At 69.2% G+C, this 26,342-nt stretch carries 24 protein-coding genes and 2 pseudogenes; 13 read left to right on the forward strand and 13 right to left on the reverse strand.

Annotated features, from left to right (window positions below; all coding sequences use genetic code 11):
• From RUTHE_RS14250 to RUTHE_RS14270, 6 genes are all read left to right on the forward strand, one after another.
• A partial coding sequence (locus tag RUTHE_RS14250; protein ID WP_021099185.1) for a TIGR03862 family flavoprotein occupies positions 1-1,149 on the forward strand: 1,149 nt, incomplete at its 5' end.
• A 109-nt stretch (positions 1,150-1,258) separates the two neighbouring features.
• Positions 1,259-1,945 (forward strand): YjbH domain-containing protein, encoded by a 687-nt coding sequence (locus RUTHE_RS18095; RefSeq protein ID WP_021099186.1) that lies wholly within the window; start codon positions 1,259-1,261, stop codon positions 1,943-1,945.
• Positions 1,860-3,392, forward strand: coding sequence for a YjbH domain-containing protein (locus RUTHE_RS14255; RefSeq protein ID WP_281167477.1), 1,533 nt, complete (start codon positions 1,860-1,862; stop codon positions 3,390-3,392). Before RUTHE_RS18095 ends, RUTHE_RS14255 begins: the two co-directional genes overlap by 86 nt.
• Positions 3,393-3,412: 20 nt before the next feature.
• Positions 3,413-4,108, forward strand: a complete 696-nt coding sequence (locus tag RUTHE_RS14260) for a YjbF family lipoprotein (RefSeq protein WP_211217770.1) — start codon at positions 3,413-3,415, stop codon at positions 4,106-4,108.
• A 99-nt stretch (positions 4,109-4,207) separates the two neighbouring features.
• Entirely contained in the window at positions 4,208-4,441 is a 234-nt protein-coding gene (locus RUTHE_RS14265) for a hypothetical protein (RefSeq protein WP_021099189.1), read from the forward strand.
• A gap of 143 nt (positions 4,442-4,584) precedes the next feature.
• A complete protein-coding gene (locus tag RUTHE_RS14270; RefSeq protein WP_021099190.1) occupies positions 4,585-4,821 on the forward strand; it encodes a hypothetical protein in 237 nt (78 codons plus the stop codon).
• Positions 4,822-4,882: 61 nt separating this feature from the next.
• On the opposite strand, the gene RUTHE_RS14275 is transcribed toward RUTHE_RS14270, so the two are convergent.
• The 4 genes from RUTHE_RS14275 to RUTHE_RS14290 form a co-directional block, all read right to left on the reverse strand.
• Positions 4,883-5,914 (reverse strand): DNA polymerase III subunit delta, encoded by a 1,032-nt coding sequence (locus RUTHE_RS14275; protein WP_021099191.1) that lies wholly within the window; start codon positions 5,912-5,914, stop codon positions 4,883-4,885.
• Entirely contained in the window at positions 5,911-6,372 is a 462-nt protein-coding gene (gene lptE, locus RUTHE_RS14280; RefSeq protein WP_021099192.1) for an LPS assembly lipoprotein LptE, read from the reverse strand. Before lptE ends, RUTHE_RS14275 begins: the two co-directional genes overlap by 4 nt.
• Positions 6,372-8,930 (reverse strand): leucine--tRNA ligase, encoded by a 2,559-nt coding sequence (gene leuS / locus RUTHE_RS14285; RefSeq protein WP_021099193.1) that lies wholly within the window; start codon positions 8,928-8,930, stop codon positions 6,372-6,374. The genes lptE and leuS overlap by 1 nt, the downstream gene beginning before the upstream one ends.
• A 177-nt stretch (positions 8,931-9,107) precedes the next feature.
• A complete protein-coding gene (locus RUTHE_RS14290) occupies positions 9,108-10,217 on the reverse strand; it encodes a porin (RefSeq protein WP_021099194.1) in 1,110 nt (369 codons plus the stop codon).
• 238 nt (positions 10,218-10,455) lie between these two features.
• Between RUTHE_RS14290 and RUTHE_RS14295 the strand changes: the two genes are divergently transcribed.
• Positions 10,456-11,148 carry a YggS family pyridoxal phosphate-dependent enzyme gene (locus RUTHE_RS14295; RefSeq protein ID WP_021099195.1) on the forward strand — a complete coding sequence of 231 codons (693 nt, stop codon included), beginning with the start codon at positions 10,456-10,458 and terminating at the stop codon, positions 11,146-11,148.
• A 51-nt stretch (positions 11,149-11,199) separates the two neighbouring features.
• Here RUTHE_RS14295 and RUTHE_RS14300 read toward each other — a convergent pair whose 3' ends face one another.
• The 3 genes and pseudogenes from RUTHE_RS14300 to ilvD all read right to left on the reverse strand — a co-directional run bounded on the left by RUTHE_RS14300 (position 11,200) and on the right by ilvD (position 14,175).
• Entirely contained in the window at positions 11,200-11,583 is a 384-nt protein-coding gene (locus RUTHE_RS14300; protein WP_021099196.1) for a hypothetical protein, read from the reverse strand.
• The gene (locus tag RUTHE_RS14305; protein ID WP_040646008.1) at positions 11,580-12,344 is read right to left on the reverse strand and encodes a DUF6478 family protein; all 765 of its coding nucleotides are present in this window, start codon (positions 12,342-12,344) and stop codon (positions 11,580-11,582) included. Before RUTHE_RS14305 ends, RUTHE_RS14300 begins: the two co-directional genes overlap by 4 nt.
• Before the next feature lie 99 nt (positions 12,345-12,443).
• Positions 12,444-14,175: pseudogene (gene ilvD, locus RUTHE_RS14310) on the reverse strand (dihydroxy-acid dehydratase).
• A gap of 156 nt (positions 14,176-14,331) precedes the next feature.
• Between ilvD and accD the strand changes: the two are divergent.
• From accD to RUTHE_RS14325, 3 genes and pseudogenes are all read left to right on the forward strand, one after another.
• Positions 14,332-15,248: pseudogene (gene accD / locus RUTHE_RS16290) on the forward strand (acetyl-CoA carboxylase, carboxyltransferase subunit beta).
• Between the two features lie 2 nt (positions 15,249-15,250).
• A complete protein-coding gene (locus RUTHE_RS14320; protein ID WP_021099200.1) occupies positions 15,251-16,516 on the forward strand; it encodes a bifunctional folylpolyglutamate synthase/dihydrofolate synthase in 1,266 nt (421 codons plus the stop codon).
• Positions 16,513-17,037: a hypothetical protein gene (locus RUTHE_RS14325; protein WP_021099201.1), complete on the forward strand. Its 525-nt coding sequence runs from the start codon at positions 16,513-16,515 to the stop codon at positions 17,035-17,037. The genes RUTHE_RS14320 and RUTHE_RS14325 overlap by 4 nt, the downstream gene beginning before the upstream one ends.
• A gap of 39 nt (positions 17,038-17,076) precedes the next feature.
• Here RUTHE_RS14325 and urtE read toward each other — a convergent pair whose 3' ends face one another.
• The 5 genes from urtE to urtA are packed head-to-tail and all read right to left on the reverse strand — an operon-like array spanning position 17,077 to position 23,032.
• Positions 17,077-17,772 carry an urea ABC transporter ATP-binding subunit UrtE gene (gene urtE, locus RUTHE_RS14330; RefSeq protein WP_021099202.1) on the reverse strand — a complete coding sequence of 232 codons (696 nt, stop codon included), beginning with the start codon at positions 17,770-17,772 and terminating at the stop codon, positions 17,077-17,079.
• Between the two features lie 3 nt (positions 17,773-17,775).
• A complete protein-coding gene (gene urtD / locus RUTHE_RS14335) occupies positions 17,776-18,516 on the reverse strand; it encodes an urea ABC transporter ATP-binding protein UrtD (RefSeq protein WP_021099203.1) in 741 nt (246 codons plus the stop codon).
• Entirely contained in the window at positions 18,513-19,712 is a 1,200-nt protein-coding gene (urtC, locus tag RUTHE_RS14340; RefSeq protein ID WP_021099204.1) for an urea ABC transporter permease subunit UrtC, read from the reverse strand. The genes urtD and urtC overlap by 4 nt, the downstream gene beginning before the upstream one ends.
• Before the next feature lie 39 nt (positions 19,713-19,751).
• Positions 19,752-21,692, reverse strand: coding sequence for an urea ABC transporter permease subunit UrtB (urtB, locus tag RUTHE_RS14345; RefSeq protein ID WP_040646035.1), 1,941 nt, complete (start codon positions 21,690-21,692; stop codon positions 19,752-19,754).
• A gap of 56 nt (positions 21,693-21,748) precedes the next feature.
• Positions 21,749-23,032 carry an urea ABC transporter substrate-binding protein gene (urtA, locus tag RUTHE_RS14350; protein ID WP_021099206.1) on the reverse strand — a complete coding sequence of 428 codons (1,284 nt, stop codon included), beginning with the start codon at positions 23,030-23,032 and terminating at the stop codon, positions 21,749-21,751.
• A gap of 513 nt (positions 23,033-23,545) precedes the next feature.
• On the opposite strand from urtA, the gene RUTHE_RS14355 reads away from it, so the two are divergent.
• From RUTHE_RS14355 to RUTHE_RS14365, 3 genes are all read left to right on the forward strand, one after another.
• Entirely contained in the window at positions 23,546-23,854 is a 309-nt protein-coding gene (locus RUTHE_RS14355) for a hypothetical protein (RefSeq protein WP_040646037.1), read from the forward strand.
• Positions 23,851-24,519 (forward strand): response regulator transcription factor, encoded by a 669-nt coding sequence (locus RUTHE_RS14360; RefSeq protein ID WP_021099208.1) that lies wholly within the window; start codon positions 23,851-23,853, stop codon positions 24,517-24,519. Before RUTHE_RS14355 ends, RUTHE_RS14360 begins: the two co-directional genes overlap by 4 nt.
• 151 nt (positions 24,520-24,670) lie before the next feature.
• Positions 24,671-25,801 (forward strand): sensor histidine kinase, encoded by a 1,131-nt coding sequence (locus tag RUTHE_RS14365; RefSeq protein WP_021099209.1) that lies wholly within the window; start codon positions 24,671-24,673, stop codon positions 25,799-25,801.
• An 8-nt stretch (positions 25,802-25,809) separates the two neighbouring features.
• On the opposite strand, the gene RUTHE_RS14370 is transcribed toward RUTHE_RS14365, so the two are convergent.
• Positions 25,810-26,271: an Lrp/AsnC family transcriptional regulator gene (locus tag RUTHE_RS14370; protein ID WP_021099210.1), complete on the reverse strand. Its 462-nt coding sequence runs from the start codon at positions 26,269-26,271 to the stop codon at positions 25,810-25,812.
• Positions 26,272-26,342: the final 71 nt, after the last annotated feature.

The raw sequence follows: 26,342 nt of genomic DNA on the forward strand, positions 1-26,342 counted from the left end.
GCGGGGCTCATGGCGGCCGAGACGATCGCCGCTGCCGGTCATCCCGTCCTGCTGGCCGAAGCCATGCCTTCGCCTGCGCGCAAGCTGCTGATGGCGGGCAAGTCCGGCTTGAACCTCACCAAGGCCGAGGAGCCGGAGGCCTTCCGTGCCGCCTATGGCACACCCCTGCCGCCGGCGCTCGAGGCGGCGCTGCGCGCCTTCGGCCCCGGCGAGGCGATGGCCTGGGCCGAGGGGCTGGGTCAGCGGCTTGTCATCGGGTCCACCGGGCGCGTCTTCCCGGAGGCGTGGAAGGCCTCGCCGCTGCTGCGCGCCTGGCTGAAGCGGCTGGCCGCCGGCGGGGTGCGCCTCGTGCTGCGCTGGCGCTGGACGGGCTGGGACGGCGAGGCGCACCGCTTCGAGACGCCCGATGGGCCGCGGCTGGTCGAGGCGGGGGCGGCGGTCCTCGCCCTGGGGGGGGCAAGCTGGCGCCGGCTCGGTTCGGACGGCGCCTGGGCGGCGGCTCTGCCCGGCCTCGTGGCGCCCTTCGCCCCGGCCAATATGGGCCTTGCCGTGAGCTGGTCCGACGCCATGGCCCGCCATGCCGGCGCCCCGGTCAAGGCGGCGGCCTGGTCGGCAGGGGGAATCCTGTCCCGCGGGGAGGTGGTCGTATCGGCCCGGGGGCTGGAGGGGGGCGGCCTCTACCCCCTTTCGCGTCCCTTGCGCGAAGGCGCGGCGCTGAGGCTCGACCTCTTTCCCGACCGCTCCGAGGACTGGCTGCGCAGCCGCCTGGCGGGCGGGGACCGGCGGGAGAGCCTGCCCAACCGGCTGCGCAAGCGGCTGGGCCTTTCGGGCGTGCGCGCGGCGCTGCTGCACGAATGGGGACGGGACGGCCGCGGGCGGCTGCCGGACGACCTCGCCCCGCTGCTCAAGCATCTGCCCGTGCGCCATGACGGGCCGCGCCCGCTCGATGAGGCGATCTCGACCGCGGGCGGGTTGCGCTTTGACGCGCTGACGGACGATCTGATGCTGCGCGACCGGCCCGGCGTCTTTGCCGCCGGCGAGATGCTGGACTGGGAGGCGCCCACGGGTGGCTATCTGCTGACCGCCTGTCTGGCCACGGGGCGCCTGGCCGGGCAAGCCGCGGCGGCCCGGCTCGCAAGGCGGATCTGACGCCGCCCGGCGCATCCGGTCGGCGAAAAGCGACCATCCGCCCCCGCAGCGGCTTTCCTTCCCGGCCGGCTTGGGCTTAGGTGATCTCATCCACGCGCAGGAGAGACCGATGGCCCGTCCCCTTCTCCGCCTTGCCGCCGCCGCAAGCGTGTTCGCGCTGGTCGCGGGCCCGGACCTGCCGGGACCGGCCGTCGCCCAGGACGGGGTGAGCTATACCTTCTACGGCACGCCCGGCCTTCTCGAGATGCCCTCGGCGATCAGCGCCGCAGACGGGGAACTGGCCGGCACCGTCGGCTGGTTCGGCGGCCAGCTCCGCAATTCCTTCACCTTCCAGGTCACGCCGCGCCTGTCCGCCACCTTCCGCTATGCCGGGATCGAGGATTACGAAGGCCCCGACGACATGCTGTGGGACCGCAGCTTCGACCTCCGCTACCGCTTCACGGACGAAGGGGCGATCAGGCCCCAGATCGCCGTGGGGCTGCAGGACTTTCTGGGCACCGGCATCCATTCGGCCGAATATGTGGTGGCCACCAAGACCATCGGCGACGCCTTCCGGGTGACGCTGGGCCTCGGCTGGGGCCGGTTGGGCAGCTATAACGGGTTCACCAACCCCCTCGGCGCGATCGACGAGAGTTTCGAGACCCGCCCCGACCCTTTCGAGCCCGGCGAGACCGGCGGCGTTCCGACAACGGAATCCTGGTTCCGCGGCGATGCGGCAGTCTTCGGGGGGGATCGAATGGGCACCCACCGACCGGCTGATCCTGAAGGCCGAATATTCCTCGGACGACGCCTATGAGACCGCCGCGGGAGAGCCGCTGTTCGATCGCCGCTCGCCCCTCAATTTCGGTCTCGCCTGGACGCCCTTTCCGGGGCTCGATCTCAATCTGGGCTATCTCTACGGCAGCCAGATCGCCCTGGGCGCCACGATCGCCGTGAACCCCAACAACCGCCCCTTCGGGGCGGGGCTCGATCCCGCGCCGCTTCCCGTGGCGGTGCGCGATGCCCGCGCCGCCGCGCAGAGCTGGGACCGCACTGCCCTCCCCGAGGAGACCCTGCGCGAACGGCTGCGCAGCGCGCTGCTGGCCGAAGGGATCGAGCTGATGGCGCTGGGGATCGACGACCATTCCGCAAGGCTGCGCTATACCAATACCCGCTGGCGGTCCGAGGCGCAGGCCATGGGGCGCGTGGCCCGCATCCTCACGCGCGAGCTGCCCCCTTCGGTCGAGCGGCTCACGCTCGAGCCGATGCAGCGCGGCATCCCCCTTTCGGCCGTGACCTTCGCGCGCAGCGATCTGGAGGCGCTCGAGAACGAGGTGGGCGGCACGGCCCAGACGCTCGCCCGCGCGCAGTTCGAGGATGCGGGCCCCTCTGCCGGTCTGACGCCGCTGCCGCCGGCGCGCGATCCCTTCGACTGGGGGATCCGCCCCTATGCCGGTCTGCTGCTGTTCGACGAGGAGAGCCCCCTGCAGCTCAATGCCGGGGTGGAGCTGTCGGCCAGCTGGCGCCTGGCGCCCGATCTCGTGCTCTCGGGGGCGGTGCGGCAGCGCCTGATCGGCAGCGGATCGGCCGGGGAGGAGCCCGAACCGGTCAACGGCGTTCCCGTGGTGCGGCGCAATGCCGGCCAGTATGTGCAGGACTTTCCCGTCCTGACCGATCTCACCCTCGCACATTTCTCGCGCCCCGGCCGCGATCTCTATGGCCGCGTGACGGTCGGCTATCTCGAACGGATGTATGCCGGCGTCTCGGGCGAACTGCTCTGGGCGCCGGTCGCCTCGCGCCTGGCTTTGGGGGCAGAGATCAACTATGCCGTCCAGCGCGATTACGATTCCCCCTTCGGATTGCGTGACTACGAGACCGTCACGGGCCATGCCTCGGTCTATTACGACATGGGCAACGGCTTTCACCTGCAGGTCGATGCCGGACGCTATCTCGCGGGGGACTGGGGGGCGACCTTCGCCCTGGATCGCGAGTTCGAGAACGGCTGGCGCGTGGGCGGCTATTTCACCCTGACCGACATGCCCTTCGAGGATTTCGGCGAAGGGTCCTTCGACAAGGGGATCCGTCTGTCCGTTCCCCTCGACTTTGCCCTGGGCCGGCCCACGCGGCGCGGCATCGACACGACGCTGCGTTCGCTCAACCGCGACGGCGGTGCAAGGCTGTCGGTCGAGGGGCGGCTCTATGACGTGGTGCGCGGCGGCCGCTATGCGGATCTCGAGGATACATGGGGACGGTTCTGGCGATGAGATGCGCGATTCTTGCGGCCATGCTGGGGGCCGGACTGCTGGCAGGATGCGACCGGGGAGGGGCGGCCGGAAACGCCGGCAGGGCGGACCCCGCCGGCGCTCCGGAAGCCGAGGGGCGCGTTCTCGGCGCCGTCAATGCCGCGGCAAACCTGATCTTCGGCAGCGATCCCGAGAGCGCCGGATCCGGGCCGGGCGCCCTCATCCCCGGCGCCTTCACCCCGGAGGCCGTCGCCGCCGATCCCTCCGCCTATCGCATCATCCAGATCAATGCGCTGGGCCTGAACGAGCTGGGTCGCGTCATCCAGGACAATGGCGAGGAGATCACCATCGCCCTCCAGTCCGGTCCGACGGCCGCCTTCGATCAGGGCGTGCTGACCGCGACACGCGGCTTCGGCGACGATCTGCTGACGATCGACGCGCCGGGCCTGCTGCCCATCCTGCGCGCCGGGGGCGGGACGCTGACGCGAACCGTCGAGACGCTCGATTCGCAGGACCGGATTGTCACCAGCCGCTTCACCTGCACCGTCACCCCGGCCGGAACCGAGACGCTCAATCTCGGCCTGCGCGAGGCTAGCCTGCGGCGCCTCGACGAGAACTGCCGCGGCGAACGAATCGTGTTCGACAACATCTACTGGCTCGACACGCGCGGAGAGATCGTGGCATCGAGGCAGTATGTCTCGCCGACTGTTGCATATTTGCGCGCCAGCCGACTTTGATTGCGGCAGAGGCTTGGCACCCCCGTGCATCGCGCTTGTTTACGCGGAACAATGCCACTACACGAAGCTCAACGCTTTGTATCCAAACGGAGTAGGAACATGCGCATCCTGAAGTCCCTCGTCCTTGCTGTCGCCGCGGCCACCGTCGCCGGTCAGGCCATCGCCGGCGGCTTTGCCCCCGCCGTGCCGGAGCCCGCGCCGACCGTCGTCGTCGAGCCCGAGGCGCCCCGCTCCACCTGGGGGGTGGTCCTGCCGATCGTCCTGCTCGGCGGTCTGATCGCCCTCGCCGTCGCGAACGACTCCGACAGCGAAGACGACACGCCGGCCATGTGATCGGCCGGCGGATGCTGCGTCACGGCACATCCCCGTCACAATCGGCAAGACAGGCCTGATGGCCTGTCTTGTTTCATGATGGAAGCTGCGTCATGATGCCCCTGACGGCCCCGGCCGTGCGCCAGACAACAGGAGTGAATTCCATGCGCTTCACGAAGCCCCTCGCCCTCGCTGCCGCTCTTGCGGCTGCTGCGGGCCCTGTCCTTGCCGGTGGCTTCGCCCCGGTCGTGCCGGTCGAGCCCCCGACCGTGGTCGTCGAGCCGCCGCCGGCCCCCCGCTCCACCTGGGGCGTGGTCCTGCCGATCGTCCTGCTCGGCGGTCTGATCGCCCTCGCCGTCGCGAACGACTCCGACAGCGAAGACGATACCCCTGCTGAATAATTCCCCCCTTCGGGAAGGTTCCGGGCCCGTCTGCCCTGTTCCGGGCGGCGGGCCCTTCTCGTCATGGGAGCCCGGGGATCAGCGACCGCGCAGCGCCGCCTGCCTGAGCAGCATCCGCTCCAGCAAGGCCGCCGGCGGCGCCATGGATCCGCCGCGCAGCCCGAGATCGAGATCCACGGTCAGCCGCAGCGCCTCCTCCAGCGCTTCGCGCGGCCAGGCCGCAGCGCGCTGGATCGCCTGACGCCGGATCCCCCCTGCCGGGGGACGCAGGGCGGCAAGCCCGGCCTCGCCGCCGCCTCGCGGCCTTGACCAGCAGCGCCGCCCGCCAATGGCGGGCCAGCGCGATGGCCACCGCCACCGGTGCACCCCCTCGAGCCGAAAGCCGCGCAAGCAGCGTCGGCACCCGGTCCTTCCGCCCTTCCGACAGGGCGAGCAGAAGATCCTCCATCCCGGCCTCGCCTGTGGCGGGGGCCAGCGCGGCAACAGCTTCGGCGGTCAGCGGTTCCGTCCCTGCGGACTGATACAGCGACAGCTTCTCCAGGAGGCCGCGGAATTCGCCGGGGGGCAGGGATTGGGCTGCGGCAAGGATCGCCTCATATGCCTCCGGATCGGGGTGCAGATCCGCCTCGCGCAGCAGGGCCTCGATCTCGGCCGGGTCGGGCGGATCGTCATAAAGCGCGATGACGACCGCATGCCGGGCCGCCTCGAAGAGCCGGCGGAGCGCCCCGCGCGCAGGCAGCCCCGCCCCCGCCACGACCAGATGCGCATCGCCCGCTGACCATCCCTCCAGCGCGGTCTGCAGGGCAGGGGCAAGGCCATCGGTCGCCTCGTCCAGCACCACGACACGGGTGCCGGGAAAGAAGCCGCGTGCCTTCACGGCATCCGGCAGAAGCGCGGGATTGCGACGGATCTCGGCCGCGGCCAGACGGTCGATGCGCATCTCGGCCTCGGCCCCCGGACCGGCCCAGGCCGCCACGAGATCCCCCCGGGCAAGGGCCACCCGCGCGGCGTCCTCTCCCGTGATCAGGGCGGCGGCGATCCCCGGGCGGGGGGCGCGCAGGAAGGCCCGGGCCTCACGCGAGGAGAGCTTCACGCCAGATCCAGGAGCAGAAGGCGCCGGAGAACCGCATCGGCCATGGTCTGCATCAGCCTTTCGCGCGCATCCCGAGCCGCGGCATCGACGGCCACGGTCGATCCGGTGGCGGAATAGCTGGCCGTGCCGCCGGTCTCTCCCTCAGCCAGAAGACGGTCCCCTTCGGACAGGCGCCAGAGGGTGCGGCCTGCCAGGGTATAGCGCGTGATGGCCCCGCTGCGTGTCACGGCGGCCGATTCGGTGGCGATCTCGGGGGTGACGGCCAGGCGCAGCGGCCCCGCCGAAGGGCCCAGACGATCCTCGAGAGCCCGGCGCAGGCGCGTGCCGTCCTCAGTCTGCGGGGCCTCGATCACGACGCGCCCCCGCAGGCGGAGGCCATCCCCGCCCGGCCCGTAGACAGGCGCAAAGCCACAGGCGGCGAGTGCGACGGGCGCCAGCAGGACCGCCCGCCGGCGCATCAGGCCACCACATTCACGATGCGGCCCGGCACGACGATCACCTTGCGCGGCGTCGCGCCATCGAGCGTTCTGGCCACGGCTTCGACTGCGAGACGTTCCAGCTCGGGCGCGGCGATGTCGCGCGGCACGGTGATCTCGCAGCGGCGCTTGCCATTGACCTGGACGGGGAGCGTCATCGTCTCTTCCACCAGCATGGCGGGATCGGCCTCGGGCCAGGGGGCGGCGGCCACGAGCCCTTCGCCATCCAGCATCGCCCAGACCTCTTCGGCCAGATGGGGGGTCATCGGCGCCATGAGCTGGGCGAGCGTGCGCAGCGCGCGGCGCCGTGCCTCGGCCCCGGCCTCGGATTTCTGGATCATGGTGGTGAAGGCATAGAGACGGGCGATGGCGGTGTTGAAGCCGAAGCTCTCGATTCCCAGGGTCACCTCATGGATGGCGCGGTGGCGCGCCTTCTCGAGCGCGGCATCGGCCTCCGGATGGGGGGGAGCATCCGAGGTCGTCGCCTCCTGCGCCAGACGCCAGACGCGGGCGAGATGGCGATGCGCGGCCTCGGCCCCGGCGGCTGTCCATTCGACGTCGCGCTCCGGGGGCGAGTCCGAGAGCACGAACCACCGCGCCGTGTCCGCGCCATAGCGCGCCACGATGGCGTCGGGGTCCACGACGTTCTTCTTCGACTTGGACATCTTGGCCGAGGGGATGATTTCCACCGGCTCGCCCGTGGCTTTGAGGCGGCCATTCTCCACCTCTTCGGGGAAGTGATAGACGGGGCGGCCTTCGGCATCCCGGGTCTGATAGATCTCGTGCGTGACCATGCCCTGGGTAAACAGCGCGTCGAAGGGTTCGCGCGCGCTCTCCGGCAGATGGCCGGTCTTCACCATCGCCCGGGCGAAGAAGCGGCTGTAGAGCAGATGCAGGATCGCATGCTCGATGCCGCCGATATACTGGTCCACATTCATCCAGTAGCGGGCCTCGGCGAGATCCGTGGGTGTCGCCGCATGGGGCGCGGTGAAGCGCGCGAAATACCAGGACGAATCGACGAAGGTATCCATCGTGTCCGTCTCGCGCGTGGCCGGCGCCCCGCAGGCGGGGCAGGGGACATGCTTCCATGTCGGGTGCCGGTCAAGCGGATTGCCGGGCCGGTCGAAGGTCACATCGTCGGGCAGCAGCACGGGAAGCTGATCCCGCGGCACGGGCACGATGCCACAGGCTTCGCAATGGATGACGGGAATCGGGCAGCCCCAGTAGCGCTGGCGCGAGAGCAGCCAGTCACGCAGCCGGTAGCGCGTGACCCCCTTGCCGATTCCCAGACCTTCGCAATGGGCGATGGCGGCCTCGACCGCCTGTTCGCCCGTCTGATGCGCGTCACCGGCGACCGGGCGCAGATAGCGCTGCCGCTCCGATTTCGGCGGGATATGGGCGGGGCCGCCGGCCTCGGGCGCGACATGGCCTGCGGCCTCCTCGGGCTCGAAGACGGAGAGCACGGGCAGGCCGTATTTGCGCGCAAAGTCCAGATCGCGCCCGTCATGCGCCGGACAGCCGAAGATCGCCCCGGTGCCGTAGTCCATGAGGATGAAATTGGCGACCCAGACCGGCAGCTCCCGGCCGGGATCGAGCGGATGACGCACACGCAGGCCGGTGTCGTATCCCAGCTTCTCGGCTGTCTCGATCGCCTCCTCGGTGGTCGCGCCCTTGCGTGCGAGCTCGCAGAAGGCGGCGAGGGCCGGATCCTCTGCAGCCAGCGCGCGGGTCAGCGGGTGATCGGGCGAGATGCCGACGAAGCTGGCCCCCCAGAGGGTGTCCGGCCGGGTCGTGTAGACGCGGATCGCGGCATGGCCATGGACAGGGGCAGTCAGGGGCCAGTCCATCTCGAGCCCGCGCGAGCGGCCGATCCAGTTGGCCTGCATGAGGCGCACCTTGGCGGGCCAGTTCTCGAGCCCGTCGAGCGCATCGAGCAGATCGCCCGCCATGTCGGAGATGCGGAAGAACCATTGGGTCAGCTCGCGGCGCTCCACCTCTGCGCCCGAGCGCCAGCCCCGCCCGTCCACGACCTGTTCGTTGGCGAGCACGGTGTTCTCCACGGGATCCCAGTTCACCACCGCCGCCCGCCGCGTCACGAGGCCTGCCTCGAGCATGTCGAGGAACAGACGCTGCTGCTGACCGTAATAGGCCGGATCGCAGGTGGCGAATTCGCGGCTCCAGTCGATCGAGAAGCCAAGCGGCTTCATCTGCGCCCGCATCTGGGCGATGTTCGCCTGGGTCCAGTCCTTGGGATGCCCGCCCGAGGCCATGGCCGCATTCTCGGCCGGCAGGCCGAAGGCATCCCAGCCCATCGGATGCAGGACCGCATGGCCGGTTGCCCGCTTGTAGCGCGCCACCACATCGCCCATCGTATAGTTGCGCACATGCCCCATATGGATGCGCCCCGAGGGATAGGGGAACATCTCCAGCACATAGCATTTGGGCCGTCCCGGATCGGCCTTGGCGCGGAAGATCTGCGCCTCCTCCCAGGCGGCCTGCCAGCGGGCCTCGATGGTGGCGGGATCGTAGCGGCTTGTCATCGGGACGGGATCCTCCGGTCGCAGGACGGGCGCGCCGGTGATGCCTGCGCCGGCCGGGCTTGTCCAGCGGCACCGGCAAGGGCCATGCGCCGTCTGCCGCCGGGCGCGCATGAAGACGGCGCATGAAGAAAGGGCGGGTCCGAAGACCCGCCCCCTGTTTCGCGATCCCGATGGGGATCAGAAGGTCAGACCGACCATGAACGTGGTGCCCTGACGGAACTCGGTCGGGCCGGCGTCGGTGAACTCCGCATAGGAGGCTTCGACATAGGCGTTGGAGCCGATCCCGATGCGGGCGCCGGCATAGGCCCCGTCGCTGTCGATGTAGCCGACATAGATGTTGGTGTTCTCGTCGTAGGCGTAGCCGGCCTCGATCCCGAAGTCCTCAACGCCGATCTCGCTCTCGTAGTAGACCGAGGCGGTGATGGCGCCGGATTCGTAGTCGGCCCCGACCTTCCAGGAGTCGTCGGTGAAGTCGGGCTCGAAGGTGTAGGAGCCGTAGACCGCAACCGGGCCGACCGGATACCGCACGAGGACGCCGTAGGAGGTGGTGTCCGCGGTGTTGTCGCGGGCGACGGCGAACTTCAGGTCGGCGCCGCCATAGGTGGCCCCCACAGCCGCGGCGAGCAGCTCGTTCGGGTTGAAGTCCTCGTTGTTCGAGTCGTAGACACCCGCGCTCGTGGCGACGGTCTCATCGCCATAGGCGAGGCCGGCACCGATGGAGGACTCTTCCTGATAAGCCAGGTCGATCAGGAAGTTGCCGAAGGAGCCCGAACCGCCGATCGAGATCTGGTCGAGATAGTCACGGCCCGAACCGCCGCTGCCCGAGCGGTCGTTGTCGGCATCGGCGATGATGGCGGACACCGACAGTTCCCAGTCGTTCAGCACGCCGTCGCCGCGCAGGACGGTTTCGTTGTCCTGCTCCGAGAAGCCGTCGGAGGCCATGGCAAAGCCGGCATCCCAGTGCTTCTCGGCGGCGAAGGAGGTGTCGCCGAAATACAGGCCGCCGAAGCCTTCGGAGGCCAGCGACAGGACGTAGTTGTCATCGACACCGATGCTGGTGTTGCCGAGGTTGTCGCTGGCGATCGGCAGGGTGAAGGTCGCGGTGGCGGTCAGCCCGTTGTCGATCGTGGTGGAGAAGGTCACGTCGAGGTCGGCCGAGTAGAAGAATCCGTCTTCTTCTTCGTCGTTGAAGCCGAGCTCGGCGGAGCCGCCGAAGGTGATGCTCTGGGCCATCGCGGCGCCGGCGAAGGCCACGATCGAGGCCGAGGCCAGAAGGATGCTTTTCATGGTTTCCCTCGTGTTGTGCATTCCCGAGAATGCCAGTCCGACTAGCATTGACCCGTCTTTGCGCTTCGAGGGCGGCATATTCAACCGTCCCTTGCGACACAGGGGCGGGCGCCATGAAAATGATGCAGCACGGCCACACAGTCTTGCAACGCTGCCGCGCTCTTGACGAGTCGCCCGCGATGCCGACCCAGATGGCATGGCAGAAGCAGACGGCAAGGCCGTCGTGTGGAGGGGCCTCATGACGGAAGCGGCGGTGAAGGGCAAGGGGGCAGAGGGGGCCGGATCGGGCCTTGAGGCGGTGCGCGCGCGTCTTGCGGCGGCCGAGGCGGCGGCAGGCCGCCCCCCCGGTTCGGTGGCCCTGATCGCCGTTTCCAAGGAACAGCCCGAGGACCGGGTTCGGGCCGTTCTGGAGGCCGGCCATCGCCTGTTCGGCGAGAACCGCGTGCAGGAGGCCCGTGCGCGCTGGGAGCCGCTGACGGCAGCCACGCCCGGAATCATGATCCATCTCGTCGGGCCGCTTCAGACCAACAAGGCACGCGCGGCCATGGCCCTGTTTGCCGCGATCCACAGCCTCGATCGCCCTCGCCTGGCCGAGACGCTGGCGCGGCTGGCCGATGAACGGGGCGCCTGCCCGGACCTTCTGGTGCAGGTCAATACCGGAGAGGAGCCGCAGAAGGCCGGGGTCGCCCCGGGAGAGGCGCGGGCGCTGCTGGCCCTGACGCGCCGGCTGTCCCTGCCGGTGCAGGGGCTGATGTGCATCCCCCCCGAAGGCGCCGACCCCGTCCCGCATTTCCGGCTCCTGCGGGCCATGGCCGAAAGCGAAGGGCTGTCCTGGCTGTCGATGGGCATGAGCGGGGATTTCGAGACAGCCGTGGCCGAAGGCGCGACCCATGTCCGGGTGGGGCGTGCCGTCTTCGGCGCGCGCCGCTGAGCCGGCGAGGACCGCCGCCCGTCCCCGTCCTGTCCCGCCCTGCGGCGCGGCTCAGCGGCCCTCGTCCGTCTCGAGGCAGTGGCGGCGGAAGGCGCGCTTGAGCATGTCGAGCTCGGCGCGCAGGAGGTCGATCTCGGCCCGCAGGTCGCTGGCCAGCGCCTCGCCGGCCAGAAGGGTGACGGCCGCCTGCGTTTCGCCCGTCCCGGCATCGGCGATGATCACGGTCTGCGCGCCATCGGCGATGACATCCGCCGGCAGGGGCAGGCGCACGATCCAGCCCCCCTCTGCCCGCGTGACGGACAGGCCGGGCAGGTCCCTCCCCTCATGGGTGGCGCGCAGGCGCGGCGCCGAGTCCCCCTCCCACAGACCTTCCCAGACCCCGCCCGCGAGGCGCAGGGGAACGAGACGGGAGGGGCGGTCGGGATCTTCCCTCACAGCTCGGCCCTCGGATAGCGGGCGAAGGTGATGTCGCGCAGCGTGATCTGGTTCATCCGGGGCCCCTCGAAGATCAGGTCGAGCCACATCTTTTCCAGCCGCTTCTCGTTGAGCTTCGTATAGGCGAGGTCGAATTCCACCCAGACCTCGCCGCCCTGCGGCGGCAACTGATGGAGCGGCAGCTCGCGCACGAGCTGTTCGGCATTCGGGCCGTGGCGGATGTTGAGCCGGGCGAAGATCTCGATGGGCCGTTCCATCTCCAGCCGGATGTCGAGCCGCACCAGATGCCGCCGCTTCAGCCCCTCGCAGGCGGAGGGGGGCAGGTCGATGGCCAGCGCGAAATAGGATCCGTCGAAGCGGAACACGTCGATGCGCAGACCGAAGGGGGCCAGATCATCCGTTCGGCTGTTGCGGATCTGGCGCAGGGTGATCTCGCCGAGGGGGCAGTCATGGAAGACGGTCGCCTCCTCGCCGATCGGGGTGCGGTTCAAGACCCCTGCCTCACCCTTCCGGGCCAGGGGGCCGCGCCAGAGCCGCGGCCGCCAGGCCCAGTCGGTTCCGGGGGGGCGCGGGAAGGCCTGCGATCCGATTCGCGGCTGCGCAAGCCGGTCGCCCGCGATGGCCATCAGCTCACCCAGGCGCAGGCGCAGCGCCTCTGCCCGGGCGAGGTCGCGGCGCAGGACGGACAGCTCTGCCTGCGGCGCGGCGCGGACAGCCGCCGTCCAGCGGCGGAGCACAGCGCGGTCGAACGCCCCCTGCATCCATGACCCGCGCGCCATCCGTCCCCCCCCCCGCGGCTTTCGCCCCCATCCTCGTGCCAAATCGTTGAGGAAAAGGAAACGGTGCAGCGGGGGCGTGTGTCACTGATCCATGTAGATGTGCGACTCGCCTGCCGCGCCGGGATGGGTCACCGCGCCATACCGGGCCGGGCCGCAGAGTTTTGCGAATTTCCACACGGCGCCCGAGGTGTATTGCGTGGGGCGCGGTCCCGTCCAGGCGGCGCGCCGGGCGGCCAGTTCCTCCTCGGACAGGGCGACCGACAGCTCGCCGCGGATCGCGTCGATGGTGATCATGTCGCCATCGCGGAGCAGCGCGATCGGCCCGCCATGCGCGGCCTCGGGGCCGACATGACCGACACAGAGGCCCCGCGTCGCGCCCGAGAAGCGCCCGTCGGTGATCAGCGCCACCTTCTTGCCCATGCCCTGACCCGACAGCGCCGCCGTGGTCGCCAGCATCTCGCGCATGCCGGGGCCGCCAGCCGGGCCCTCGTTGCGGATGACGATCACCTCGCCCTCCTTGTAGGCGCGTTTCTTCACGGCCTCGAAGGCGTCCTCTTCGCATTCGAAGACGCGCGCCGGGCCGGTGAAGACCTGTTCCTCCGGCGCCATGCCGGCGACCTTCACGATGGCTCCGTCCGGGGCGAGATTGCCCTTCAGCCCGACAACCCCCCCCGTGGGGGCGATGGGGGTGGCCGCGGGATGGATCACCCGGCCATCGGCCTCGCCGCGGATCTCCTCCAGTTCCTCGCCCAGCGTCCGCCCCGAGGCGGTCAGGCAGTCGAGATGCAGAAGCCCCAGCTTGGCCAGCTCCTTCAATCACCACGGGGACCCCACCGACCTCGTGCAGGTCCCTGGCGACATATTTCCCGCCCGGGCGCAGATCCACGAAATAGGGCGTGTCGCGCATGATGTCGGCGACGGCGAAGAGATCGAAATCGATCCCGGCCTCATGGGCGATCGCCGGCAGATGCAGCGCGGCATTGGTGCTGCCCCCGGTGCAGGCGACCACGCGCGCGGCGTTCTCGAGGCTCTTGCGGGTGACGATGTCGCGGGCACGGATGTTCTTCTCGATCAGCTTCATCACCGCCACGCCCGAGGCCTCGCAGAACTGGTCGCGGCTCTCGTAGGGGGCCGGGGCGCCGGAGCTGTTCAGCAGTGCCAGCCCGATCGCCTCGGAGACGCAGGCCATGGTGTTGGCGGTATACTGCGCCCCGCAGGCCCCGGAACTGGGGCAGGCGACACGCTCGAGGATGGCGAGTTCCGCATCGGAGAACTGTCCCGCCTGGTGCCGGCCCACCGCCTCGAACACGTCCTGCACGGTGACATCGCGCCCCTCGTAGCGGCCGGGCAGGATCGATCCGCCATAGATGAACACCGAAGGCACGTTCAGGCGCACCATCGCCATCATCATGCCCGGCAGGCTCTTGTCGCAGCCCGCCAGACCCACCAGCGCGTCATAGCAGTGCCCGCGCATCGTCAGCTCTACCGTGTCGGCGATGGCGTCGCGGCTGGCGAGGCTGGAGCGCATCCCCTCATGCCCCATGGCGATGCCATCGGTCACCGTGATGGTGGTGAATTCGCGCGGGGTGCCTCCGGCCTTCTTGACGCCATGCTTGACGACCTGCGCCTGCCGGTTGAGGGCGATGTTGCAGGGGGCCGCCTCGTTCCAGCAGGTGGCCACGCCCACCCAGGGCTGATGGATCTCCTCCTCGGTGAGTCCCATGGCATAGAAGTAGCTCCGGTGCGGTGCCCGAGCCGGCCCTTCGGTCACATGGCGGCTCGGCAGGCGCGACTTGTCGAAGCGGATGGTCATGGCGGCGGCTCCCTTCCGTGGTCGCGCGGCACCCTAAGTTGCAGGCCGCAGGACGCAAGGGGCCCCGCGACATCCTCCCCCCCCGCTTCCGGCGCCGATTGCATTCCGGCCCCCCCCGTCCTATCTCCGGCCTTCAGGATCGCAGGGGGGGCACCCATGAACTGGATCACCAACTACGTCCGCCCGCGGATCACCTCGATCTTCTCCCGTCGCGAGGTTCCCGAGAATCTCTGGACCAAATGCGACGAATGCGGGCAGATGCTGTTCCACAGGGAGCTGGCCGCCCATCTCAATGTCTGCACCCATTGCGGCCATCACATGCCGATCAAGCCCCGCGACCGCTTCCAGGCGCTGTTCGACGGTGGCGTCTTCACCGAGGTCAAGGTCCCCGAGCCGGTCGCCGACCCGCTCCAGTTCCGGGATCAGAAGCGTTATGTCGATCGCCTCAGGGAGGCGCGCAAGACCACCGGCGAGAAGGAGGCGATGCTGGTCGCCGAGGGCGAAATCCATCGCACCCCGGTCGTCGCCGCGGCCCATGACTTCGCCTTCATGGCCGGATCGATGGGCCTCTATGTCGGCAATGCGGTGGTCGCTGCCGCCGAGCGCGCGGTAGAGCTGAAGCGCCCCCTGATCCTCTTCACCGCCGCAGGGGGCGCGCGGATGCAGGAGGGGATCCTGTCGCTGATGCAGATGCCCCGCACGACTGTCGCCCTGCAGGCGGTCAAGGATGCGGGCCTGCCCTATGTCGTCGTGCTCACCCATCCCACCACGGGGGGGGTGACGGCCTCCTATGCGATGCTGGGCGATGTCCAGATCGCCGAACCCGGCGCACTGATCTGCTTTGCCGGCCCCCGCGTGATCGAACAGACGATTCGCGAGAAGCTTCCCGAAGGGTTCCAGCGCGCCGAATACCTGCTCGATCACGGCATGCTGGACCGGGTGACGCCGCGCGGCCAGCTCAAGGACGAGATCGCCGCCATCCTGCGGCTGCTGCTGCGCCAGCCCCCCGTGTCAGGGGCGATCTGCCGGCGCCGGCCGACAGCGCGCAGACCGAGGCGAAGGCCGCGGAATGACCATGCAGACCCGCCGCTCCGATGCGATCCTGGAGCGGATGACGACGCTCCACCCCAAGATCATCGATCTGACGCTGGGCCGGGTGGAGCGGCTGCTGGCCGCGCTCGGCCATCCGGAGGCCCGCCTGCCCCCCGTGGTCCATGTCGCCGGCACCAATGGCAAGGGCTCGACGCTGGCCATGATCCGCGCCGGGCTCGAGGGGGCCGGCGCGACCTGCCATGCCTACACCTCGCCCCATCTGGCCCGCTTTCACGAACGCATCCGCCTCGCCGGCCGCCTGATCGAGGAGGATGCGCTGACGGCCGTGCTCGACCGCTGTCTTGCCGCCAACGGGCCCGATCCGATCACCTTCTTCGAGATCACCACTGCTGCGGCCTTCCTCGCCTTTGCCGAGACCCCCGCCGACTGGACGCTGCTCGAGGTCGGCCTCGGCGGGCGGCTGGATGCGACCAATGTCGTCGCGCGCCCGCGCCTGTCGGTCATCACCCCGGTGGACATGGACCACGAGCAGTATCTGGGCGACACGCTGGGCAAGATCGCCGGAGAGAAGGCCGGCATCATCAAGCGCGGCGTCCCCGTCGTCGTGGCCCGCCAGCACCCGGAGGCCATGGCCGTGATCGCCGCGAAGGCCGAGGCCGAGCGCGCCCCCCTTCATGCCTGGGGCGAACAATGGGTGGCCGAGGAAAGCGGGGGGAGGCTGATCTATCAGGACGAGCGGGGTCTGCTCGACCTGCCGCTGCCCAATCTTCCGGGCCCCCATCAGATCATCAATGCCGGAACGGCCGTCGCCGCCCTGCGCGTTCTGGGCGCGGGCGATGCGGAGGCCGCCGTTTCGCGCGCGGAATGGCCGGCGCGGATGCAGCGGCTGAAGGGGCGCCTGGCGCAGATGATCCATCCGGCCGAGCTCTGGCTCGACGGGGGGCACAATCCGGCGGCGGGGGCGGCGCTGGCCGCCACGCTGCGCCGCCTGCCGCCGCGCCCCACCCATCTCGTGACGGGGATGCTGAACACCAAGGATGTCGCGGGCTTCATGCGCCCCCTGGCCGCCGTCGCGGACCGTCTCTGGGCCGTCTCCATCCCCGGAGAGGCCAACACGCTGCCCGCTGCGGCGACCGCCGCCCATGCGCGTGCGGCGGGCCTGAGTGCCGCAGAATCCCCTTCGGTCGATGAGGCCGTGCGGGCCGCCGTCGCCGCCGGGGCAGGGCGCGTGCTGATCTGCGGTTCGCTCTATCTTGCAGGCCATGTCCTGCGCGACTTTGAGGAATGATCCGCGCGGCGCTCCTGCTGTCGGTGTTCGCCGCCGGCCCCGCCTCGGCGGCCGTGGTCCATTTCTGCTGGCGCGGGGCCAATGGCTATTCGATGACCGGCGTCATGGAGTTCCCCGATTCCCTTCTCGGGGCCGGGATGATCACCGAATCCGACGTCACCGCCTTCCGCATCACGGGCTACCGGGACGGGGTCCCGATCGGCAGCTGGGATGCCATGACGCGCGAGCCTGACGACACCTGGTATCTGCGCTACTTTCCGCAGAGCTGGCGTTTCCCCACCGATGGCGAGGTGCCCGGCCCCTTCGATCAGGGCTGGAATGCCGATGGCACCGCGACGGACTGCGGCGAGGGGGGGTTCGGCTTCAATGCCGGCAACTATGCCCAGGACTTCTGTCTCTCGGGCGCCTGGATCGAGGAATCGGGTGTTCCGCCGCCCACCCCCTTCATCGCCCAGGCCGAGCCTCCTGCCGATCCCTCCTGCCGGGGCGAGGCGCTGCTGTCCCGCTTTCCGCGTCCCTGACCGCGCCCCTTGCCCGATCCCCCGGGGGTGCGGCCGCGGTCAGGGGACGACACAGGAAAGCAGGGCCTCGCGCGTCACGGCGTGCTTCGGCCTGGACAGGACGACCGTGCCGCGTCTGAGCACGACGAAGTGATCGGCCAGACCGAAGGCAAAGTCGAAATACTGTTCCACCAGCACGATCGCCATCCGCCCTTCCTCCCGCAGGGCGGCGATCACCGCGCCGATCTGCTTGATGATGTTGGGCTGGATGCCCTCCGTCGGCTCATCGAGCAGAAGGACACGCGGCCGCGTGATGAGCGCGCGGGCAATGGCCAGCTGCTGCTGCTGGCCGCCTGACAGATCGCCGCCGCGGCGGCGCCCCATCGCCTTCAGCACCGGAAAGAGGTCGTGGATGCGTTCCGGGATGCGACGCTCGGCCCGCGGCAGGCAGGTCAGTCCCGTCATCAGATTCTCGGTCACGGTGAGAAGCGGAAAGATTTCGCGTCCCTGCGGCACCAGTCCGATTCCGGCCCGTGCCGCAGCCGCGGCGGAATAGCGGCCCAGATCCCGCCCATCGAGTCGGATGCTGCCCGATTCGAAGGGATGCCGGCCGGCGATGGCCTTCAGAAGGCTGGTCTTGCCGACCCCGTTCATCCCCATCACCGCCGTCACCCGGCCCGGTTCGGCATCGAGATCGATCCCGTGCAGGATCCGGCTCTGACCGTATTTCAGCGTAAGTCCGCGCACTGCGAGCATGGTCTAGCGTCCCAGATAGACGTCGATGACCTCCGGATTGGAGGTGACGTGATCAAGACTGCCTTCGGCGAGGACGCGGCCCTCGTGCAGCACCGTGACCCGGCAGTCGAGGCGTCGGACGAACTCCATGTCGTGTTCGACCACGACCACGGCGCGGTGTTCGGCCAGCCGCCGCAGCAGCGCCGTGGTGTGTTCGCGTTCGGCCGGGGTCATGCCGGCGGCCGGTTCGTCCACCAACAGAAGCCGCGGTTCCTGGGCCAGCAGCATCCCGATCTCGAGCCATTGCTTCTGCCCGTGGCTCAGCTCTCCGGCCAGACGGGGCAGCTCCTCCGCCAGGCCGATCTCGGTCGCGATGGCGGCGACGCGCGCCGCGTCCTCGGGGCGTCGGCGCGAGAACAGGACCGCGAAGGGCCCGCGCGGATTGCGCAGGGCCAGATGGAGGTTCTCCTCCACGGTCTGGGCCTCGAACACGGTGGGGCGCTGGAACTTGCGCCCGATTCCCGCACGGGCGATGCGGGCTTCGTCCATTCCCACCAGATCGATGAAGTGCTCGCCCCAGAGGACGCGGCCGCTGTCGGGACGTGTCTTGCCGGTGACGATGTCCATGAAGGTCGTCTTGCCGGCCCCGTTCGGCCCGATGATCGCCCGCAGCTCCCTTTCGCCGATGGCGAGGGAGAGGTCGTTGATGGCGCGGAACCCGTCGAAGCTGACGGAGATGCCGGACACCTCGAGAAGGGCGCTCATTCCGGGACTCCTTCCTCGCGGCGCCGGGCTCCGCGGTCGGGGCCGAAAGCCCCCTGGCGATCGGGCACGGGCCGGCGGGCGGGAATCAGGTCGAACAGGCCGCCGATGCCCTTGGGAAAGAACAGCGTGACCGCGACAAAGCTCAGGCCGAGGACCACGAGCCACCAGTCGGTCCAGTGGATGACATGGAAGCCCAGATCGAGCGGCGGCGCCCCCCCGCCCGTGAACCAGGAGGAGAGGAGCGAGACCAGCGCCGCCCCGATCGCCGCCCCGTAGAGGCGGCCGCGGCCTCCGATCGCCACCCAGACGGCCAGATAGATGGAGGCCATGGGGGCGAGTTCGGCCGGATTGATGATGCCGGCCTGCGGATAATAGAGCGCCCCCGCCAAGCCGCTCACCATGGCCGTGAGGGTGAAGACGAACAGCTTGTAATGCTCCGTCTGATAGCCGAGGAAGCGCAGCCGTGCCTCGTCGTCGCGGATCGCCCGGATGACAGAGCCCATCCTGCCCGAGGTCACGAAGGCAAAGAGGAGATAGCCCCCCCCGAGCGCCAGGGCCGAGGCCCAGAGGAACAGCACCGACAGCAGGTCCTGTCCCAGGTGATCGAGGCCAGGGATGTTCTGAAGCCCCGACAGGCCGTTGTTGCCGCGCAGCCCGCTGTCGTTCTGGAACAGCCAGAGCGATAGTGCCAGCGTCATCGCCTGGGTGAGGATCGACAGATAGACGCCGGTGACTCGCGAGCGGAACGCCAGCCAGCCGAAGATCAGCGCCAGAAGCCCCGGCGCCAGCATCACCATGAGGAGCTGCAGCAGCAGGTTGTCGGCAAAGGCCCAGATCCAGGGGAATTCGGAAGAACCGACGACACCGAAGATCTGCGATCCCACGGCGGCCACGATCTCGGCCTCCGTCGGGGGCAGGGGGGATTGACGCAGGCTTTCGGTGACGATGATCTCGGTCCGGGCATACATCAGCCACTGGCCGATCGCGTAGCCGCCGATCCCGAAGAAGGCCATGTGCCCCAGCGAGAGAATGCCGCAATAGCCCCAGACCACATCCATCGCCACGGCGACGAGGCACAGGCAGAGCGTCTTGCCCAGCGTCTTGACGAAGGAGGTGGAGATCAGGCCAAGGCCCATCTGCGACAGGACCGTGGCGCCGAGCGTGACCAGCGCGAGCGCCAGCAGGAACCAGGTCACCGGAGGGGTTCCGGGCGATGAGGGGCGGGCGCCGCATCCTCAGACTCCCGCCGCCCGGCCGCGCAGGGCGACGATGCCGCGCGGGCGGAACTGGATGAAGATGATGATGAAGAGGATCATGTAGGTCTGCGCAGCCAGGGTGTTGGATGGGTTGAACCATTCGATGAGCTTCTGCAGCCCGCCGATCAGCGTCGCCCCGGCCAGTGTGCCCCAGACATTGCCCACCCCGCCGACAACGACGGCCATGAAGCTCTGCACGATGTAGTTCGCCCCCATTTCGGAGGTGACCTGGGCATAGAGGCCGATGGCCACTCCGGCGATGCCCGCGATGCCCGAGCCGAGACCGAAGGTCAGCATGTTGATGCGGTCGGGGTCGATCCCCATGGAGGCCGCCATGCCGGGATTCTGTGTCACGGCACGGATCTCGAGCCCAAGCCGGCTGCGGCGGAGCACGACGAGCAGAAGCGCGAGGAAGATCAGCGCGAGAACGAAGATCGCGATGCGGATATGGGAGATCGACACCACGTCGTTGAGCGTGAGCGAGCCTGACAGCCAGGACGGCGCGGTGAGCGGTCGGGCCTGCGTGCCGAAGATGTTCTTCGCGATCTGCTGCAGCGCGATGGAGATGCCGAAGGTGGCCAGCAGCGTCTCGAGCGGGCGGCGAGAGAGGCGGCGGATCACCAGCCGCTCCATCGCCACACCGGCTGCGAAGGCGACCGCGAAGGCCAGCGGCAGCGCCACGGCAAGCGAGAGGGTCTGGTCGGGAATGACGCGTTGCACGCAATAGGCCGTATAGGCGCCGATCATGATGAACTCGCCATGGGCCATGTTGATCACACCCATCACCCCGAAGGTGATGGCCAGGCCGATGGCGGCAAGAAAGTAGATCGAGGCCAGGGACAGGGCATCGAGACCGATATCGGCCGTCTGGTAGAGGGCCACCCGTGTCAGGCTCCGGTCGAGGGTCGCGCGCGCCGCCTCGGTCACCGCTGGATCCGGTTCGGCATAGCCGAGCCAGAAGACATGAGCCTCCAGGGCGGCATCGATGGCCTCATCCGTCACCCGGGGTGGAGCGCTCCCCGCGGCCACCAGCCGGTCATAGGCCGCGGCGCGGGCGGCATCACTGTCCAGGGATGAGGGGTCCAGATCCGGCAGGCGCCCCTCGCCGATGGCGGCGACCAGCGCATTGCGGATGTCCTGTGCCGTCGGCACGGGCGGAGCAAGCCCCTCGGCCACGAGCAGGGCATAGGCGGCCTCGCGCGACAGGTCGGCCCCCCCTGGTTCGAGGATGCGCGCGACATTCTCCCCCTCCGGGATCGCGGCCGCCACCTGGGGCGAGGCCGCGAGGATCTGGTTCAGGACGGAGCGCGATTCGAGACCCGTATCATGGCCGAGTGCCGAGATCGCCGCGATCCGTGCGGCGGGATCGGCGTCGAAGCGGGCCGTCAGGATCCGTTCCAGCCGCTCCTTGCGGGCCTTCAGGACCGGATCCGTCTCGGCCGCGATGCTCTCGCGCAGCGGGTCCAGATGGTCGGCCGACGGGTCGCGGGTGATGGCGGTCAGGGCGGCCGCGCGGCGTGCCGGATCGGGATCGGAGAGCTGGAATTCGATCAGCGCCGTCGCGATCGCTCCACGCACCCCGGCATTGGGGATCAGGGCCGATATCTCCCGTCGGCCTGCACCTCCTGCCGGCGCGCCGGTCGAGATGTCGAAGAGGAGATAGCCGTCCTCCGTCTCCTCGGCATAGAAGAACAGCCCGTCCGAGACCCGTCGGTAGACCGCCCGTTCGCGCCAGCGTTCGAGGAACAGGGGAACCTCGGGCAGGTTGGAGGCCAGGATCCGGTCGAGCGTCTCGCCGACGGTGCGGCGCGAGGGTTCGGCAATGGCCTCCGGGTTCTCCTGCAGGATGTCCTGCAGGGTCTGCGCCGCGGCCGGCAGGCTCAGAAGGCCTGCCAGAACGGCAAGCATCAGGCGGATCATGCGGAGCATCCCGGTCCTCCGGCAGGCGCGGGGGGGTGCCCCCCCCGGCCGTTGCGTCAGTAGTTGGACGTGAGCTGCACGCAGGTCTGGGTCTGCGTGTTGTACATGCCGCAGCCCAGCCCCGGCCAATCGGATTCGAGCACCGCCGATTCGGGCAGATAGTCGGTCCAGGCGTCGCCCGGGACTTCCTCCGTCTGGAAGACGATGTCGAACTGGCCGTCGGCACGGATCTCTCCGATCAGCACCGGCTTGGTCAGGTGATGATTGGGCAGCATCACCGCCGTCCCCCCGGTCAGATTGGGGAATTCCTGCCCGTACATCGCCTCGCGCACGGCATCGACATCGGTGGTGCCGGCTTCGGTGACCGCGTTCACCCACATGTTGAAGCCGATGTAATGGGCCTCCATCGGGTCGTTCGTCACGCGCTCCGGATCGCCGATGAACTCGTGCCAGGCGGCGATGAAGGCCTCGTTCTCGGGTGTGTCGGCCGACATGAAGTAGTTCCAGGCCGCAAGATGGCCGACCAGATCGCTGGTATCGAGACCCGAAAGCTCCTCCTCGCCGACCGAGAAGGCGATCACCGGAATCTCGTCGGCCGACACCCCCTGCGCCGCCAGCTCCTTGTAGAAGCCCACATTGGCATCGCCGTTGATCGTCGAGATGACGCCGACCTGTTCTCCGTCGGCCGCGAGGGCGACCACATCGGACACGATCGTGGCCCAGTCGGAATGACCGAAGGGGGTGTAGTTGACGAAGATATTCTCCTCCGGGATGCCGCGTGAGACCAGATAGGACTGCAGGATGTTGTTGGTGGTGCGAGGATAGACGTAATCCGTCCCCAGCAGGGCGAATTTCGTGACCCCGAGTTCGTCGAGGAAGTAGTCCACGGCCGGAATGGCCTGCTGATTGGGCGCAGCGCCCGTGTAGAACACGTTGCGCGAGGATTCCTCGCCCTCATACTGCACCGGATAGAAGAGGAGACCGTTCAGCTCCTCCAGGACCGGCAGCACGGACTTGCGGCTGACGCTTGTCCAGTTGCCGAAGATCACCGCCACATCATGCACGGTCAGAAGCTCGCGCGCCTTTTCGGCGAAGAGCGGCCAGTCCGAGGCGGGATCCACGACGACAGGTTCGATCTCGCAGCCGAGCAGGCCGCCCTTGGCATTCTGCTGCGCGATGAGCATCAGCATGACGTCCTTGAGAGTCGTCTCGGAGATGGCCATGCTGCCCGAAAGGGAATGCAGGATGCCGACCTTGATCGGGCAGGAGACCTGCGCCTGGGCCGCGCCGGCGGTCAGCGCCAGGGCGGAGAGGGTCGAAAGGGCGAAGGTTCGGGTCATGTTCGTCGTCTCTGTCCCCAGCTTGTGCTGCAAGGCCGGGAAACCCCTTGCCACGCCGTCCCGGGCAGGAGCGGAGAGGCTGCCAGGGTCGGGCCTTGCAGCAGATCCTGTTGTGGCCGCGCGGGGATCTCCCTTCGGGGGAACTGCCCCCGTGCGGTGTTTCTCTGATCGGGTCCGGCACCCACGCCGCCCGAGAGCGATCCAAGCAGCTGCACGCTCACTGCCGGAACCCGGCAGCGACATCGGGTTCCGGTGAATCGAGCAGATTGCCGAAACCTTGTGCGGAATGGCGCTTTCTGCCCCCGGAGCAGGCAGTCCGCGTTCCCCTTGGGCCCGGTTTGGAACCCCGCGCAACGGGATCGGGCCCGGTTCCGGATGGCCCGGATACGCCCTGCGACGAAAGACGGGGTGGAAAGAGGCGAGGGGCCTGGGCCGACGGGCAATCCGGCATGGGCTGTTCATGCCTGATGGCAGTTGAGGTGCGGTTGAGTTTGGGCCTCTATCATGGCGGTCATGCGCCGCTTGGTAATCCTCTTCGGGCTGATCGGGATGGCCGCCCTGGCCGCCCTGGCCGAACCCGTGCCGCCGCCCGGGACCTCCCCGCTGACGCCCGAGGCCGCGCTGGCCTGTGCCGCGGCCCGCTACCGGGGCGAGGCCCTCCGGATCGAGGAGCGCCAGAGCGGCAGGGTGCAGGAACTGCGTTGGCGCACGCCGGCGGGCAATGTGCTCGAAATCCGTCTCACCGGCCCCGGCTGCCTGTTCCTCGAGGTGCGCGGCGTGGGCCAGATCGAGGCGCGCATCCTGCCGGAGGAGGATTCATGAAGGTGCTGGTGGTTGAAGATGACGTGGATCTGGCCTCCCAGATCGGTGCGGCACTGGAAGAGGCCGGCTATACCGTCGAGACCGCCCATGACGGCGAGACCGGCGACTTTCTGGGCGCGACCGAGCAGGTCTCGGCCGCGGTGCTCGATCTCGGCTTGCCGGGGATGGACGGGATCGCGGTGCTGAAATCCTGGCGGGCGCAGGGGCTGGGCTTTCCGGTGCTGATCCTGACCGCCCGCGATGCCTTTGCCGACAAGGTGGCGGGCTTCCGCGCCGGGGCGGACGACTATGTGCTCAAGCCCTTCCGCATGGAGGAGGTGGTGCTGCGCCTTGCGGCCCTGCTGCGCCGCGCGGCCGGACATGCCAGCCCCGAGATTGCAGCCGGCTCGCTGGTCTTCGATACGGCCACGGGCCTCGCCACGCTGGACGGCCTGCCGCTGAAACTGACGGCCTTCGAGACGAGGATCCTGCGCCAGCTCATGCTCAATCTCGGCCGCCCCGTCAGCCGGACCGATCTGGCCGAGCAGCTCTATGACGGCGAGACCGATCGCGACTTCCGCTCCATCGAGGTGCTGATCGGGCGGCTCAGGCGCAAGATCGGCGAGGGGCGCATCGAGACGCGGCGCGGCGAGGGCTGGCGGCTTCTGCCCGGCGATCCGGAATGACGCTGCATTCGATCCGTGCGCGGCTGCTGATCGCCGGCGGGGGCTGACGGCACTGGCGCTGGCGGGGGCCTGGTGGCTGCTGAGCCTGCAGCTGGCCGAGTTCGTCGAACGGCGCATCCAGACGGAACTGCGGGCCCAGGCCCTCGGCCTCATGGCGGCGGCGGGATGGGACGAGACGAGCGGCGAATTCCTGGTCGATCCGCCGCCGGCGGATCCGCGCTTCGGCCAGCCGCTGTCAGGCTGGGTCTGGCAGATCGCGGATGGCCGGACAGTGCTGGCCCGCTCTCCTTCGCTGCTGTCGGCCGATCTCGGCCCGCGGGGGACGATGGCGGCGGCCGACGGGCAGGCCCTGATCCTGTATCACGAGACCTTTACCGCGCCAGGTGACGGCCGCCCGCTGATCGTCTCTGTCGGGCTGCCCGCGGCCGAGGCGACGGAGGAGCTGGCCGCGCTGAACCGGCCCCTGGCGCTGACCTTTGCCTTGCTGGCTCTGGCGCTGATGGGGACGCAGATCGTCGCGGTCCGGGCCGGGTTGGTCGACCTCACCCGCTTTGCCCGGGCCGTGGCACGGCTGCGCGAAGGACAGGGCCACGACCTGCCCGAGCCCCGCACGGCCGAACTGGCCCCCCTGGCAGCCGAGCTCGGGCGGCTGATCGCCGCCAACCGCGACCAGATCGCCCGTGCCCGCGCCGAGGCCGCCGACCTGGCCCATGCGCTCAAGACCCCGCTTGCGGTTCTTGCGAACCGCGTCGGGCCTGCGGACCGTGCCGTGCTCGACCGCATGGAGCGCATCCTGCGCTGGCATCTCACGCGGGCCCGCGCGGCCGGCCGGTCTGCCGATCCTGCCGCCCGTGCCCCCGTCTTGCCGGTGCTGGAGGATGTCGCGCTCGTCCTCGCCCCCGAGGCCCGGCGCCGCGGCGTGACCCTGCGCGTCGAGGCCGGGGATGCGCCGGCCTTTCGCGGCGATGCCGAGGATCTGGCCGAGATGATCGGAACCCTGGCCGAGAATGCCGTCAAATGGGCCCGCGGCGCGGTGCGGCTGACCGCCCGTGGCGAGGCGGGGCGGCTGATCCTCGAGATTGCCGATGACGGCCCCGGCATCCCCGAGGTCGAGCGCAGCCGCCTCATGACCCGCGGCGCCCGGCTCGATCAGTCCGGCCATGGCCTGGGCCTTGCCATCGCCGCCGACCGTGCCGAGGCCTGCGGCGGCCGCCTGATTCTGGGAGAGGCGCCCGAAGGCGGCCTGCTCGCCCGCCTCGAGCTGCCCGCCGCCGGGGGATGATCCCCGCCCTAGAGGGGCAGGGCCACGGTGTTCTTGATCTCCTCCATGCTGAGCAGGGCGGTGACGTTATAGATGCGCACCTCCGAGATGAGCGCCTGATAGAAGGCATCATAGGCCCGCGCATTGCGGACCCGGACCTTGAGGATGTAGTCGATATCCCCCGCCAGGCGGTGCGCCTCCATCACTTCGGGGCGCGCCCTCAGGGCCGCCAGGAAGCGGCGCTGCCATTCGGCCTCGTGCTCGCTCGTGCGGATCAGCACGAAGAAGGTCGCCTCGAAGCCCAGCTTTTCGGCATCGAGCAGCACCGTCTGCTGCCCGATGATTCCCGCCTCGCGCAGCTTGCGGATGCGGTTCCAGACCGGCGTCTTGGATGAGCCCACGGCGCGCGCGATCTCCTCGAGCGAGCGGCCTGCATCGCGCTGCAGCTCGATGAGGATTTTCCGGTCCGTCTCGTCCAGACGGAATGTCATCCGCCCCCTCCTCTCGGTTCAGGAAAAATTCCCTGATGAATGAACTTCTGTAAGAATAATTCCTTATTTGT

Source organism: Rubellimicrobium thermophilum DSM 16684 (assembly GCF_000442315.1).
Lineage (GTDB): Bacteria > Pseudomonadota > Alphaproteobacteria > Rhodobacterales > Rhodobacteraceae > Rubellimicrobium > Rubellimicrobium thermophilum.